Source organism: Roseobacter litoralis Och 149 (assembly GCF_000154785.2).
GTDB classification, from domain to species: domain Bacteria; phylum Pseudomonadota; class Alphaproteobacteria; order Rhodobacterales; family Rhodobacteraceae; genus Roseobacter; species Roseobacter litoralis.
Window position 1 is genome coordinate 1,570,158 of record NC_015730.1, and the last position, 12,645, is coordinate 1,582,802.

The 12,645-nt window shown below is 58.4% G+C and carries 14 protein-coding genes; 9 read left to right on the forward strand and 5 right to left on the reverse strand.

Annotated features, from left to right (window positions below; translation table 11 throughout):
* Position 1: 1 nt before the first annotated feature.
* Genes RLO149_RS07400 through RLO149_RS07415 form a run of 4 tightly spaced genes read right to left on the reverse strand, consistent with a single transcriptional unit; the run spans position 2 to position 2,458 of the window.
* Entirely contained in the window at positions 2-496 is a 495-nt protein-coding gene (locus RLO149_RS07400) for a DUF6505 family protein (protein WP_013961460.1), read from the reverse strand.
* The gene (locus RLO149_RS07405) at positions 493-1,197 is read right to left on the reverse strand and encodes a biotin/lipoate--protein ligase family protein (protein WP_013961461.1); all 705 of its coding nucleotides are present in this window, start codon (positions 1,195-1,197) and stop codon (positions 493-495) included. Before RLO149_RS07405 ends, RLO149_RS07400 begins: the two co-directional genes overlap by 4 nt.
* Positions 1,194-2,261: an Mrp/NBP35 family ATP-binding protein gene (locus RLO149_RS07410; RefSeq protein WP_013961462.1), complete on the reverse strand. Its 1,068-nt coding sequence runs from the start codon at positions 2,259-2,261 to the stop codon at positions 1,194-1,196. The genes RLO149_RS07405 and RLO149_RS07410 overlap by 4 nt, the downstream gene beginning before the upstream one ends.
* Positions 2,261-2,458 (reverse strand): DUF6494 family protein, encoded by a 198-nt coding sequence (locus tag RLO149_RS07415; protein ID WP_013961463.1) that lies wholly within the window; start codon positions 2,456-2,458, stop codon positions 2,261-2,263. The genes RLO149_RS07410 and RLO149_RS07415 overlap by 1 nt, the downstream gene beginning before the upstream one ends.
* A gap of 91 nt (positions 2,459-2,549) precedes the next feature.
* Here RLO149_RS07415 and RLO149_RS07420 point away from each other — a divergent pair, with 91 nt between their 5' ends.
* Positions 2,550-3,287: a hypothetical protein gene (locus RLO149_RS07420; RefSeq protein WP_013961464.1), complete on the forward strand. Its 738-nt coding sequence runs from the start codon at positions 2,550-2,552 to the stop codon at positions 3,285-3,287.
* On the opposite strand, the gene RLO149_RS07425 is transcribed toward RLO149_RS07420, so the two are convergent.
* Entirely contained in the window at positions 3,281-5,236 is a 1,956-nt protein-coding gene (locus RLO149_RS07425) for a 4Fe-4S binding protein (protein WP_013961465.1), read from the reverse strand. The two genes, RLO149_RS07420 and RLO149_RS07425, sit on opposite strands and share 7 nt — an antisense overlap.
* A 371-nt stretch (positions 5,237-5,607) precedes the next feature.
* Between RLO149_RS07425 and RLO149_RS07430 the strand changes: the two genes are divergently transcribed.
* The 8 genes from RLO149_RS07430 (at position 5,608) to RLO149_RS24350 (ending at position 12,578) form a co-directional block, all read left to right on the forward strand.
* Positions 5,608-6,132, forward strand: a complete 525-nt coding sequence (locus tag RLO149_RS07430; protein ID WP_013961466.1) for a DUF3305 domain-containing protein — start codon at positions 5,608-5,610, stop codon at positions 6,130-6,132.
* Positions 6,129-6,746, forward strand: a complete 618-nt coding sequence (locus tag RLO149_RS07435; RefSeq protein ID WP_013961467.1) for a DUF3306 domain-containing protein — start codon at positions 6,129-6,131, stop codon at positions 6,744-6,746. The genes RLO149_RS07430 and RLO149_RS07435 overlap by 4 nt, the downstream gene beginning before the upstream one ends.
* Entirely contained in the window at positions 6,743-7,351 is a 609-nt protein-coding gene (locus RLO149_RS07440) for a TorD/DmsD family molecular chaperone (RefSeq protein ID WP_013961468.1), read from the forward strand. The genes RLO149_RS07435 and RLO149_RS07440 overlap by 4 nt, the downstream gene beginning before the upstream one ends.
* A gap of 51 nt (positions 7,352-7,402) precedes the next feature.
* Positions 7,403-7,594, forward strand: coding sequence for a hypothetical protein (locus RLO149_RS07445; protein ID WP_011569038.1), 192 nt, complete (start codon positions 7,403-7,405; stop codon positions 7,592-7,594).
* A gap of 98 nt (positions 7,595-7,692) precedes the next feature.
* A complete protein-coding gene (locus tag RLO149_RS07450; protein WP_013961469.1) occupies positions 7,693-10,575 on the forward strand; it encodes a formate dehydrogenase subunit alpha in 2,883 nt (960 codons plus the stop codon).
* Between the two features lie 14 nt (positions 10,576-10,589).
* A complete protein-coding gene (gene fdh3B, locus RLO149_RS07455) occupies positions 10,590-11,186 on the forward strand; it encodes a formate dehydrogenase FDH3 subunit beta (RefSeq protein WP_011569036.1) in 597 nt (198 codons plus the stop codon).
* Between the two features lie 79 nt (positions 11,187-11,265).
* Positions 11,266-12,456 (forward strand): formate dehydrogenase subunit gamma, encoded by a 1,191-nt coding sequence (locus RLO149_RS07460; protein WP_013961470.1) that lies wholly within the window; start codon positions 11,266-11,268, stop codon positions 12,454-12,456.
* Entirely contained in the window at positions 12,453-12,578 is a 126-nt protein-coding gene (locus RLO149_RS24350) for a hypothetical protein (protein WP_281015722.1), read from the forward strand. The genes RLO149_RS07460 and RLO149_RS24350 overlap by 4 nt, the downstream gene beginning before the upstream one ends.
* Positions 12,579-12,645 lie beyond the last annotated feature (67 nt).

Here is a 12,645-nt window from a genome sequence, read left to right on the forward strand (position 1 = left end):
TTTAGTGCTGGTGCGGCTCTTCATCGAGGGAGCCGTGCACGGCAAACTGGTCTATGCCGGCATCTTGCGGCTCGATCATCCCATAGCTTTCCTTGACCCCTGCGGGGGTCAGTTCGCGCGTGATGGTGAGCAACGTGTTGGGCGGTTGATCTTCGCAAAGCTCGATCATCTGATCGATTTCATCAAAGGCTGTGCCCATCGCGGCCTCGACTGAGGGCGCGCCGTAAATACTGACAAAGTGCTGTGCCAGCGATTTGGCCAGCGCGTCGCGTTCAAAAGGCTCGAGCGGTGCGACGGCCACAAAGGTCGTGCGCCCGAAGGTCTCAAGCCCCATCCAGCCATTGGTAAAGGCTTGGCGGGCCTTGCCCACCATATCCCCATCCGACCAGTTGGAGAATTCAAAGCCGCCGGACAGGCACCACTCGCCGGTTCGGGCCGGGCTGTGAAAGACGCGGGTATCGCTTTCGTCAAAATGGATGGCGCGTGCGAGTTTCATGGAACCTCCGTCAGAATATCAGTGATCGCAATGATCTGATTGCCGTCGTCATTGTGCAAGATCATCCCGAAGTCTTCGTCAACGCCTTTGAAAACACCCGCGATGTCACGCACTTGTGCTTCTTTTTCCAGACCGTGAACAAGTCCGGACCATTCGCTGTGGATAGCGCGCGGGCCATCCTCGCTCCAGCGGTTGATCCAGACCAATGTGTGGCGCACCCATGCTTCGAGCAGGGCAGGGGCCTCCACATCGCCGCACCCTTCGGAAATGAGCGCCGTCACGTCGGGCGTATTGCCGGTTTCGGCGCTGGCGGGCCAGATGGCCAGATCAAGGCCAACCACCATCCAGTCCGGCACCTGATCAGGACTGGCGGGCGAGGCAACCATCTTGAGCAGTCCCGCCGTGCCACCGTTGATCCTTATGCCGCCGGTCCAGTCCAGATGCACAGCGATCTCCGGGGGGGCCAGCGCGCCGAGTGCATTCTGAAACCCGATACCGCAAATCGGCAGCATGATCGCAGCCTTTCGCAGGGGGACCTCAGGGGCAAACACAAGCGCTGCGTGCAGGACATCGGCGCGCAAATCATAAGCGACCAACCCGGCGTCGCACCCGGCCTGTGCGCGGGCGCAGGCAAAGTGCAGCGGATCTTCGCCCCGGGTGTCCTCGCCGGTAAACAGGGGTGGAAATGAAAGAGGTGTCATGCTTTTCCGTCAGCAATAAGCCGCTTGGCAACGTCGCGAAAGGCAGTGGCCTGCGGGCTGTCGGGTTTCGAGACGACGATGGGCGCGCCGCCATCTGCCGCCAGTCTGATATCAAGGTGCAGCGGTATCTCAGCCAAGAGCGGCACGCCAATTTTTTCGGCTTCTCTGGCGACACCGCCATGCCCGAACACATGTTCTTCGTGACCGCAGTTCGAGCAGATATGTGTCGACATGTTTTCGATCATGCCCAGTATCGGCGTGCCCAACTGGTTGAACATGTCAATGCCCTTGCGCGCATCCAGCAAAGCCACGTCCTGCGGGGTTGAGACGACGATTGCGCCATCCACCTGAAACTTTTGCGTCAGCGTCATCTGCACATCACCGGTGCCCGGCGGCAGGTCCACGATCAGCACGTCAAGCGCACCCCATTGCACCTGATTCATCATCTGCTGCAACGCGCCCATCAGCATCGGCCCGCGCCAGACGACCGCTTGGTCTTCGTTCTGCATCAGGCCAATGGACATCATCGTGACGCCATAGTTGCGCATGGGCAGGATAATTTTGCCATCGGGTGAGGCGGGTCTGCCCGACACACCCAGCATGCGCGGCTGGGATGGCCCATAGACATCGGCGTCCAGCAAGCCCACGCGGCGACCCTCTGCCGCCAGCGCGCAGGCGATATTCGCCGACAGCGTGGATTTACCAACGCCGCCCTTGCCCGACGCGATGGCAAGAATGCGGTCGATACCCGGAATCTTCTGTGGCCCGGACGGTTCAGAAGACCGTTGCGGTTTGAGGTCGGGCGGGGCTGCGGGCGTGCTATGTGCGGTCATCAAGACCTGAACAGCGGATGCACCGAGGTCCTGCACGGCTTTCTCGGCCGCATCCTTTACCGCTTCGTAAGTCTTTACCTGTGAGGGGGAGACCTCCATCACAAAGCGTACTGCCCCCTTGTCATCAACGGTGAGCGCCTTGACCAGACCTGCGGCCACGATATCGCTGTCGGATATGGGGTCCGACACTGTTTTCAAAGCGGCCAGCACCGCATCACGTGTCAGGCTCATCAGTCTGAAGCGCCCGTGATCTGACCGCTCACCACATGCTCAATGTCCAGACCATCAACCGTCAGCACAACTTTGGCTTCATAGGTTTTTCCGGCAGTTTCGCCCGCATTTCGCATGGCTTCTTCAATGGCCTGCTGCGAGGTCACGCCAACTTGTTTGAGGAATTTGCGCATGGACATGTTGAAATCTTCGTTCATTCTATCTCTCCTTGGTCGGGCTGGAATGCTTGACGGTTGTGTAAGGGGGCTTTTAGATGGAACCCAGAGGGAAAGCCAAAGGAACAGCCATTTGAAAGCCATTCTTGGGTCGTTTTGTGTCAGTATGATGTTGGCCTTCGGTGCGGTTGCACAGGAAAGCAACCTGCGACTGGCTGTGCCAGAAGTGCTGGAAGCCTCTGGTTTCATGCAGTTTCTGCTGCCGCGGTTTTCGCTCAAGACAGGCGTTCGGATTGATCGCGATGCCGCTGTGGATGATGCGGACATGCAGTTCGGGACGCAAGGCACTGCGGTCTTTGAGGGGCTTGGCCAGACGTGGCATCTGTCGCATGCAGGCGACGGGCGGGCCGAAAGGTTTCTTGCATGGCTTCAGTCGGATGTGGGTATCCGCACGATCGAAAGCTACGCCAGCCCGCAGGGCGATGGGTTCACCGTGCCCAAAGAAGAGGTGGCAGTGGTTGAGGCGGTTGTTCTCGACGGGGATGTATTGGCTGGTGAAGCACTGTCGTTGTCGCTTTGTGGTCGGTGCCATGTGGTCAATGAAACGAACCGGATGAAGGGTATGGGTTCGACCCCGTCCTTTGCGCTGATGCGGTCGTTCACAGACTGGCACACCCGTTTCGCGACATTCCATCTGCTCAAGCCACATCCCAGCTTTACCCAGATCGAAGGCGTCACAGCGCCCTTTGACGAAAGCCGCCCGTCGCCCATGGTGCCGATGTCGATGACAACGGAGGAGCTGGACGCAATCCTCGCCTATGTGTCCGGCATTGCGCCGGCTGATCTTGGGGCCCCTCTGAAGCATCAGTGATCCTTGCGCTTGCTCAGATAGTCTTCTGAGGTGCGCACGCGCGGGCGCTCTTTGCCTGCGAAGGGATTATCCGTTGCGTGAAACTGTGCCTGAATACGGCAGTTGTCGCACATCTGGATCATCCGGATCGTCTCGGGGCTGGAAAACATCGCGTGATTGCCTGCCAGTTTCTCCGTGATCCGCTCAACCGTGGATTTCACACCGAAGAGGCTGCCGCAATCGACACAGGCAAAGGGTTCTTCCTCGTGCACCACCTTTTGGGTGAAGGCAGCGTCCGTCAGGTCAAACTGCGGCTTGAGGGTGATCGCCTGTTCGGGGCAGATGTTGCTGCATAGACCGCACTGCAGGCAGGCATCTTCCTGAAACCGTAGCTGCGGATTGTCAGGGTTGTCGCCCAACGCACCAGAGGGGCACAAAGAAACACAGGACAGACACAGCGTGCACGCGTCGGTATCGACCAGTATCGCGCCATAGGGGGCCGCGTCCGGCAGTTCCAACACCTCCGCCTCTGGTCTGAGGGCCTTGGCGGCAAGCCGCGCGACCTGGCGGCGGCTGCCCAGTGGCAAAATCGGGTCCGCAACGGCAACGCCGTTTTCGGCGGCGTATAATGTGTCTGACAATGCGTCGGGGTCCGACAGGTCGAGGACACGGACGCTGTCTTGACCCGAAACCGCATTGGCGAGGGCCGCTTCGCTGGTGATCACGTCGCCTTCGGTTGTGGGGGCCACAAGCACATTCACCGATGTAAAGCCGGTGGCGAGGGCCGCGAGCATTTCCGCGTGTCCGAAACCTGCCAGTGCTGAGACGTTCAACGGGATCACATCCGCAGGGAGCCCGCGTCCATGGCGCGCGCTGAGGGATATCATCTCAGTTCCGAACTCATCATCATGCACCAGCAAGCGCGGTGCATGTCCGCCAGCATTTCGATAGGTGGTGGCAAGCGTGTGCAGTCTGCTGAAGACCGATCCGACGGGCGGCGCGTCATACGTGATCGCACCCGACGGGCAGAGTGCTGAACAAGCACCGCAGCCCGCACAGATCAACGGGTCGATCGCGACATGATCACCCGCAGATGTGATTGCCCCGGTTGGGCAAACATCAAGGCATTTTGTACAAGCTGACTGACCGGCCCGGGAGTGGGCGCAGATTGGTTCTTCCAGTCGAACGTAAAGCGGTTTTTCAAAGGTCCCGACAAGTTGCGCTGCGGCAAAAACAGCCTTGGCGACGGCGGGTGCGCTGCCGGGGTCTGCACGCAGGTATCCGTCCCGTTTCGCGGGGGCGGGGAAAAGGGATGTGCCACCAGACAAATCCAGAACGACATCGCAGGATGATCGTGCGGCGTCCCTGGGGTCTGTCCAGGTCGGGCTGCCGCGCCCTCCCGCGATCATCTGTTGAAAGCTGTCGATCCGCAGATCAAACTGGCCCAGACTGCCCTGCGCCCGTGCCAATCGCCCTGATACAATCTCAAAGACGGACGCATGCTCGGCGTCGCCTGCCGTTGGTGTCAGAAGGGTGACCGCCAGTGTTGCGCTCAGATCGCGCGCTGCGCTCCAGGCCGCCTCGCTGTCCCCGATCACCAGACAGGTGCCGTGAGATACGATATCCAATGTTTTTTCTGACGGCACCGGCACGAGGGCCTCTGCTACGAGAGCGGCCATCTTTGGGGTAGGGTTCTCACCCGGTGCGGTCCAGCCCGCGCGATCGCGAATGTCGACAAAACCCGGCGTCTCTGCCTCCAATTCTTCGGCCAGTTCCGTAAAAAGCCGCGCCTGCTGCTGGCACGCTATGACAGCATCCCCGGACGTGATCAGCTTTGCGGTCTGTTCAATCTGGCTGCCGCATGCGTCGGAAAAAACTCTGGAGCAGGAAAAACCGGTCCCTGCTTCGAGAGCCGTGACATCAATAGACTGGCTGCCAAGGCAGTCGCATACGACAAGCGTTTTGGTCATGTCTTCCTCCGCAGGGCGCTGATTATTGCTGTTTTGGACGCGCGCTGCGGCATGATTACTCAGGATTACCCCCGCGCGCAAACCGGAATTCCAAGTGTTTTGACGAACTTAAGAGGGGTGCTGTGCAAAATCAGGGTACGTCAAAAATACTTGATTCAATGCAATATTTATAAACCGTAATGTTTTCAATTTGTTGGCTGAAAACAAAAAACGGCCGACTTTGGTAAATCACCCTCTGTGTACCCGCGTATGCAAAATTTTCCTAGGAACAGCGGCGTGATTTGATAAGGTGTAAGGGCAAGGGAACAGTGCGAGGTACCCTTTTGTTTGTAAACTATCCGAACGCTCAGTCAATGCGACTGGGAGTTGTCATGAGAAAAGCGCCCGGCGTGACCCGCTGGGTAAAGTGGTCTTGGAAGGCCATCGCGGTCTTGCCGGGTGCGGCAGACGCCGATTGGAAGCGTTTGCGCTCTGATGGGGACGTGACCGAGTATCATGCCGCAACCAAGGAGCTTTGGCTTTACGTGTCCGACACGGAGGCCTACGCGCATGAGTTCGGAACAGAGACGCCGTCAATTTACATTGTGCTGCGCCCGTCGAAGGCGTCCGGTGACGGGCAGTTGGACGTGATGCATGTCACCGTTTCGCCCTACGAGGCGCAGGACTACTGCGATTCGGGCGAGGAGATTGTCGAGAAGGTGGCGATGCCACCAGCGGTCCATGCGTGGGTTCAGGATTTCGTTGAGAAATACCATGTCGAAGAGCCCTTTGTGAAACGGCGGCGCAACAAGCAGCGGGTGGATCGCAAAGACGATGGTATCGGTGATCGACGGATTGCGCAGGCAACGGATGTATACCGAGCGCCCGTCACGCAACCCCGTGAGGCCGCAGAATGAGCGGCAAGACAACGTTCTGGGCGCGCCGCCGCGCCGCCGTTCAGGCCGAGGCAGATGCGGAACTGCGCGCTGTTGAGGAAGCCGAAGTTCTAACCCATGATGAAGCTTTGGCGGAGAGAGATGACGCCGAGGTTCTGGAGGAAATGGGCTTGCCCGATCCCGCCGGGATGCAAAAAGGCGATGACTTTTCAGCTTTCATGGCCCGTGATGTGCCCGAACATCTGCGCCGTCAGGCGCTGCGCACCCTTTGGCGCAGCAACCCCGTGCTGGCCTGTGTCGATGGTCTGAACGAATACGACGACGACTACCGTGCTGCGATGCTTTTGAACGAACCGATCAAGACGGCCTATCAGGTGGGCAAGGGCATGACGAAGCATATCGAGGAAATGCAACGTCAGGCAGATGCCAAGCTCGCCAAGGACTCTGCCGAAGAAGAAACAGAAATAGAAGAAGAAGAACTGATTGCCGAGGCGCGCGAACCAGACGTGACAATCGTGGACAGCGAAGAAGCCACGCCAGTATCAAGCGTGCAAGAAGAGCAACCTACAGAACCGGAAGCTGCGGCACCCACGCCAAGACGCATGCGGTTTCAGTTTGAGGAGGCGAGCGCATGACCGCTTCCGCCCAACCCATTGAAGTCGATGCCGAAGATCGCCTGCGTGCGGATTTGTACAACTTCCTCGGTCTGCTGCTCGCACGTCCCGCGGATGAGATGCTGCTGGAACAAACGGCCGCATTGAGTGGCGATGAAAGCCCGCTGGGCGAGGCGATTGCGGGGCTGTCTCGTGTGGCAAAGGCAAGCAAGCCAAAGAGTGTTGAGCGTGAATTCAATGCGCTGTTCATCGGTTTGGGGCGCGGCGAATTGCTGCCCTACGCAAGTTACTATCTGACCGGGTTCCTGAATGAAAAGCCGCTGGCGCGGTTGCGTCAGGATATGGCGTCTTTGCAGGTGACGCGCGCAGACAATGTCTTTGAGCCCGAGGATAGTATCGCATCCTTGATGGAAACCATGGGTGGCTTGATCGTCGGCCGTTTTGGTTCAAAGGTCTCTTTGGATCAGCAAAAGACGTTTTATAACAACCATCTGGGCCCTTGGGCGACGCATTTCTTTACCGATCTGGAGGCCGCGAAGTCGTCGGTTTTCTACGCATCTGTCGGCGCGGTCGGGCGTGAATTCATGAGTATTGAACGCGAAGCATTTCGCATGACGGCAGGATAACCTGCACCACTGGGCAGGACGCTGCCCGAGACAAACGAAAGGAAGTGAAACATGGCTAAGAAAACGGAAGGCGAGGCAAGTCGTCGCGATTTTCTGAAACTGGCTGGGACAGCAGCACCGGCAGCAGTTGCTGCGGCTGCGGTCGGCGCAACATCCGCCGAGGCCGCCGAGCCCGATCTTGACCTGAACAGAATTCAGGACACCGCACACACGCGCGCTTACCTCGACAGCACGCGCTTTTGAAATCGCGCTTTCCGGTGCGGCGTGAGTTTCACGCACATCGGGATGCACGACAAACCTAGTAACCCAGCCACCTATTTGGGGCAGCAAGGGAGAGAAAAATGCTCAGGAAAAAGACCAATTCGGTCAGACAGCGGGCGGGACGCACAAGCATCCTCGCTGAAGGAACCTCATCATCTGTAGACCGTCGTGCGTTTCTGCGCGGCTCAGGCCTCGCCATCGGTGGTCTGGCTGCCATATCCGCAACGGGCGGATCTGTCACTCAGGCCTCCGCCGCAGCAAGTGTCACAGGCGCTGTTGAGCTGAAGAAATCGGTATGCACGCACTGCTCCGTCGGATGCACGGTCATCGCCGAAGTCGCCAATGGTGTCTGGACAGGGCAGGAGCCCGGCTGGGACAGCCCTTTCAACCTTGGTGCGCATTGCGCCAAAGGGGCCGCGGTACGCGAGCACGCCCACGGTGAGCGTCGCCTGAAGTACCCGATGAAGAAAGAGAATGGCGAGTGGGTCAAAATCTCTTGGGAGCAGGCGATCAACGAGATCGGCGACGGCATGATGAAAATCCGCGAGGAAAGCGGACCGGATTCTGTCTACTGGCTGGGCTCCGCCAAGCACAACAACGAACAGGCCTATCTGTTCCGCAAATTTGCCGCCTATTGGGGCACGAATAACGTCGACCACCAGGCGCGGATTTGTCACTCGACGACCGTTGCAGGTGTGGCGAACACATGGGGCTACGGCGCCATGACCAACAGCTACAACGACATGCATAATTCGCGGGCTATGTTCCTTATTGGTGGCAATCCTGCCGAAGCGCACCCTGTGTCGCTGTTGCACATGCTGAAAGCCAAAGAGCAGAACAACGCGCCGTTGATCGTGTGCGATCCGCGCTTTACGCGCACGGCGGCCCATGCGGATGAATATGTCCGTTTCCGTCCGGGATCTGACGTGGCTCTGGTCTGGGGTATCCTGTACCACATCTTTGAAAACGGTTGGGAAGACAAAGAATTCATCCGCACCCGCGTTTGGGGCATGGATGAGATCAAGAAAGAAGTCGCCAAGTGGAACCCTGAAGAGGTTGAGCGCGTCACCGGTGCCCCCGGCAGCCAGCTCAAGCGCGTTGCGCGGACGCTCGCGAACAACCGTCCCGGCACCGTGATCTGGTGCATGGGTGGTACGCAGCACACTAATGGGAATAACAATACGCGTGCGTATTGCATCCTGCAGCTTGCGCTTGGCAACATGGGCACAGCGGGTGGCGGTACGAACATCTTCCGCGGCCACGACAACGTTCAGGGTGCCACGGACCTCGGTGTTCTGGCGAATACACTGCCGGGCTACTATGGTCTGTCCGATGGGTCCTGGGCGCATTGGGCACGGGTCTGGGATGAGGATCTGGACTGGCTCAAGGGTCGTTTTTCGGACGCCGAGTTTGACGGCAAGAAGATGATGAACCAGACCGGTATCCCGGTGTCACGCTGGATTGATGGCGTGCTTGAAGATGCTGAGAACATGGATCAGCCGGACAACACCCGCGCCATGGTTCTGTGGGGCCATGCGCCAAACTCCCAGACCCGCATGAAAGAGATGAAGACGGCGATGGAGAAGCTCGACATGCTGGTCGTGGTCGATCCATTCCCGACCGTGTCTGCGGTTTTGCAGGACCGTCAGGATGGCGTCTATCTGCTGCCTGCGGCCACGCAGTTTGAAACGCGCGGCTCTGTCACGGCGTCCAACCGGTCCTTGCAGTGGCGCGAGAAGATCATGGAACCGCTGTTTGAATCCAAGACGGATCACGAGATCATCGCGATGTTCTCGGAAAAGTTCGGGTTCAAGGACCGCATCTTCCGCAACATCGGTTTTGAAGGCAATGAACCGATCATCGAAGACATCACCCGCGAGTTCAACAGCGGCATGTGGACCATCGGCTATACCGGCCAAAGCCCGGAGCGCCTGAAACTGCACATGGCGAACCAGCATACCTTTGACCGCACAACACTGCGTGCGGTTGGTGGACCGGCAGATGGCGATTTCTACGGCATGCCATGGCCTTGCTGGGGCACGCCCGAGATGAACCACCCCGGAACGGCGAACCTCTATGATATGTCCATTCCGGTGGCCGAAGGCGGTCTTGCCTTCCGTGCGCGCTTTGGCGTGGAGCGGGACGGTGACAACCTGCTGGCAGAAGGGGTGTCCAACCCCGGTGCGGAAATTCAGGACGGATATCCCGAATTCACCATGCAGATGTTGATGGATCTTGGCTGGGACGGTGATCTCACGGCAGACGAACGTGCGGCCATCGACGCCGTGGCAGGGCCTAAAACCAACTGGAAAACCGACCTTTCGGGCGGCATCCAGCGGGTTGCGATCAAGCATGGCTGTGCGCCCTTCGGGAATGCCAAGGCCCGCGCGGTCGTCTGGACCTTCCCCGATCCGGTGCCAATCCACCGCGAAGCGCTTTATACCAACCGTCGCGATCTGGTGGCTGATTATCCGACCTATGAGGATAAAAAGTTCTGGCGCCTGCCGACCATGTACAAGTCCATTCAGGATCAGGATTTCTCCAAGGAGTATCCAATGGTGCTGACCTCCGGTCGATTGGTCGAATATGAAGGGGGCGGGGATGAGACACGTTCCAACCCATGGCTGGCTGAGCTTCAGCAGGACATGTTCGTTGAGGTCAACACGCGTGATGCCAACAACCTTGGCATTCGTGATGGCTCAGACGTTTGGGTCGAGGGGCCCGAAGGGGGCAAGGTCAAAGTGAAGGCCCTGATCACCGAACGGGTCGAATCCGGCGTGGCCTTCATGCCATTCCACTTTGGCGGACATATGGAAGGTGTGGATCTGCGGGACAAATACCCCGAAGGTGCCGACCCCTATGTATTGGGTGAATCCACCAACACAGCACAGACCTATGGCTATGACAGCGTAACCCAGATGCAAGAGACGAAAGCCACTCTTTGCAAAATCTGGGCAGCATAAGGAGGACATGAACAATGGCCGCTAGAGCAAAATTTCTCGTCGACGCTGAACGCTGCATTGAATGCAACGCCTGCGTTACCGCCTGTAAGAACGAGCACGAAGTGCCGTGGGGCATCAACCGCCGGAAGGTCGTCACCCTGAATGACGGCAAGCCGGGTGAACGGTCGATCTCCGTTGCCTGCATGCACTGTTCGGACGCGCCCTGCATGGCCGTCTGTCCGGTGGATTGTTTCTACCAGAACGAAGAGGGCGTGGTCCTGCACTCAAAGGACCTCTGCATCGGTTGCGGGTACTGCTTTTACGCATGCCCCTTCGGCGCACCTCAGTTCCCGCAGGCGGGCAACTTCGGATCCCGTGGCAAGATGGACAAATGTACCTTCTGCGCCGGTGGCCCCGAAGAAAACCACTCCACCGCCGAATTCCAGAAGTATGGCCGCAACCGGATCGCGGAAGGCAAACTGCCGATCTGCGCCGAGATGTGCGCCACCAAAGCGCTTCTGGCCGGTGACGGCGATGTGGTCGCGGGCATCTACCGCGAGCGTGTCGTGGCGCGTGGCTTTGGCTCCGGCGCATGGGGCTGGGGAACAGCATACGACCAAAAAGGCGGCTGATAGGCCCCTTTGTCGCACTAACTTACAGGGGGCGGTTCTTTTGAGGGCCGCCCCTCGCTATCTTGGATAGGATAAACACATGCTGCGTTTGATCTACGCTTTGCTGATCACTTTTTCCCTTTGCCTGCCTGCGTTCGCACAGGAAGCGCCTGTTGCTGAAACCGACCGCTCTGCGACCGGGGGGGCAACAACGCTCGAAGACATCATGAAGCGTCAGGAAGGCCAGAAAGTCGGGAATGAATTCCGCAGCGGTCTGACCGGGAACCCCGCTGCGGCAAAACCGACGACGGACCAGCTCGGCACGCTTGGCGGCGCGTCTGATCCTGACCTGTGGCGCGCGTTGCGCTTTGACAGCGCCGATATCACCACGCAGGTGCAACACCCCGCAGCGACGGTTCTCATTCAGGACACCGGCATGTGGTGGTTGCAGTTTCGTGAGGGGCCGCTGTCGACCTACGGCTTTGGCCTGATACTGGTCACCATGGCGTCGCTGGTGTTGTTCTACCTGATCCGTGGGCGCATCCGCATTGACGGGGAAAAAACGGGCAGAACGATCCTGCGCTTCAAGTCGATTGAGCGTTTTGCCCATTGGCTTCTGGCCGGGTCGTTCATTCTCCTGGGTCTTACAGGAGTGATATCGCTTTTGGGGCGCAAATTTCTCATCCCGGCCTTGGGGCCAGAGGCGTTTTCGACCATCGCGATCGGCGCGAAATGGATCCATAATAACGTGTCATGGGCCTTTATGCTGGCCATCGTGATGATCTTTTTCCTCTGGGTCGTGCACAATCTGCCGCACCGCTCAGACATCTACTGGCTGCGCAAGGGTGGCGGTATATTTGGTGGTGGGCATCCGCCGGCCAAAAAGTTCAACGCCGGCCAGAAGTTCATTTTCTGGTCAGTGATCGTCTTGGGTGGCTCTATCTCAGCCTCCGGTTTGTCTTTGTTGTTCCCGTTCGAGTTGCCAATGTTTGCCGCGACTTTTGCCAAGCTGAATGACTTTGGCATCCCTCAGTTGATCGGGTTGGGCGAATTGAACACAAACCTCGCGCCGCATACAGAAATGCAATACGCGCAGCTCTGGCATTCTATCATCAGCTTCATCCTCTTTGCGATTGTGATTGCACATATCTACATCGGGTCGGTCGGCATGGAAGGTGCCTATGACGCCATGGGGTCCGGCGAAGTAGAAGAGCAATGGGCACGTGAGCACCACAGCCTGTGGGTCGAAGAAGTCAAAGCCAAGGAAGCGCAAGCGGGGAGGTCGTCATGAGAGAGATTTTCCTCGCCTTTGCGACGATGGGCGTGATCGCGTTCACGGCCAGCTACGTTTTGCCGGAATTGGGGTTTTCTTCGCAGGCCCAGACAACAGGCGACTCCGTCCGTCTGGACTGAAGATGCGTGATCTATAGCATTTCGAGTTTAACTTGAGGTATTGCATATCACGTTTCGCGTTCGACCA

Excerpts from the sequence above, each read along its gene's own strand:
- fdh3B (WP_011569036.1), top strand. The coding sequence starts at position 10,590 with ATGGCCGCTAGAGCAAAATTTCTCGTCGACGCTGAACGCTGCATTGAA.
- RLO149_RS07415 (WP_013961463.1), bottom strand. The coding sequence starts at position 2,458 with ATGAACGAAGATTTCAACATGTCCATGCGCAAATTCCTCAAACAAGTT.
- RLO149_RS07450 (WP_013961469.1), top strand. The coding sequence starts at position 7,693 with ATGCTCAGGAAAAAGACCAATTCGGTCAGACAGCGGGCGGGACGCACA.
- RLO149_RS07460 (WP_013961470.1), top strand. The coding sequence starts at position 11,266 with ATGCTGCGTTTGATCTACGCTTTGCTGATCACTTTTTCCCTTTGCCTG.
- RLO149_RS07440 (WP_013961468.1), top strand. The coding sequence starts at position 6,743 with ATGACCGCTTCCGCCCAACCCATTGAAGTCGATGCCGAAGATCGCCTG.
- RLO149_RS07435 (WP_013961467.1), top strand. The coding sequence starts at position 6,129 with ATGAGCGGCAAGACAACGTTCTGGGCGCGCCGCCGCGCCGCCGTTCAG.
- RLO149_RS07400 (WP_013961460.1), bottom strand. The coding sequence starts at position 496 with ATGAAACTCGCACGCGCCATCCATTTTGACGAAAGCGATACCCGCGTC.
- RLO149_RS07425 (WP_013961465.1), bottom strand. The coding sequence starts at position 5,236 with ATGACCAAAACGCTTGTCGTATGCGACTGCCTTGGCAGCCAGTCTATT.
- RLO149_RS07430 (WP_013961466.1), top strand. The coding sequence starts at position 5,608 with ATGAGAAAAGCGCCCGGCGTGACCCGCTGGGTAAAGTGGTCTTGGAAG.
- RLO149_RS07410 (WP_013961462.1), bottom strand. The coding sequence starts at position 2,261 with ATGAGCCTGACACGTGATGCGGTGCTGGCCGCTTTGAAAACAGTGTCG.
- RLO149_RS24350 (WP_281015722.1), top strand. The coding sequence starts at position 12,453 with ATGAGAGAGATTTTCCTCGCCTTTGCGACGATGGGCGTGATCGCGTTC.
- RLO149_RS07405 (WP_013961461.1), bottom strand. The coding sequence starts at position 1,197 with ATGACACCTCTTTCATTTCCACCCCTGTTTACCGGCGAGGACACCCGG.
- RLO149_RS07445 (WP_011569038.1), top strand. The coding sequence starts at position 7,403 with ATGGCTAAGAAAACGGAAGGCGAGGCAAGTCGTCGCGATTTTCTGAAA.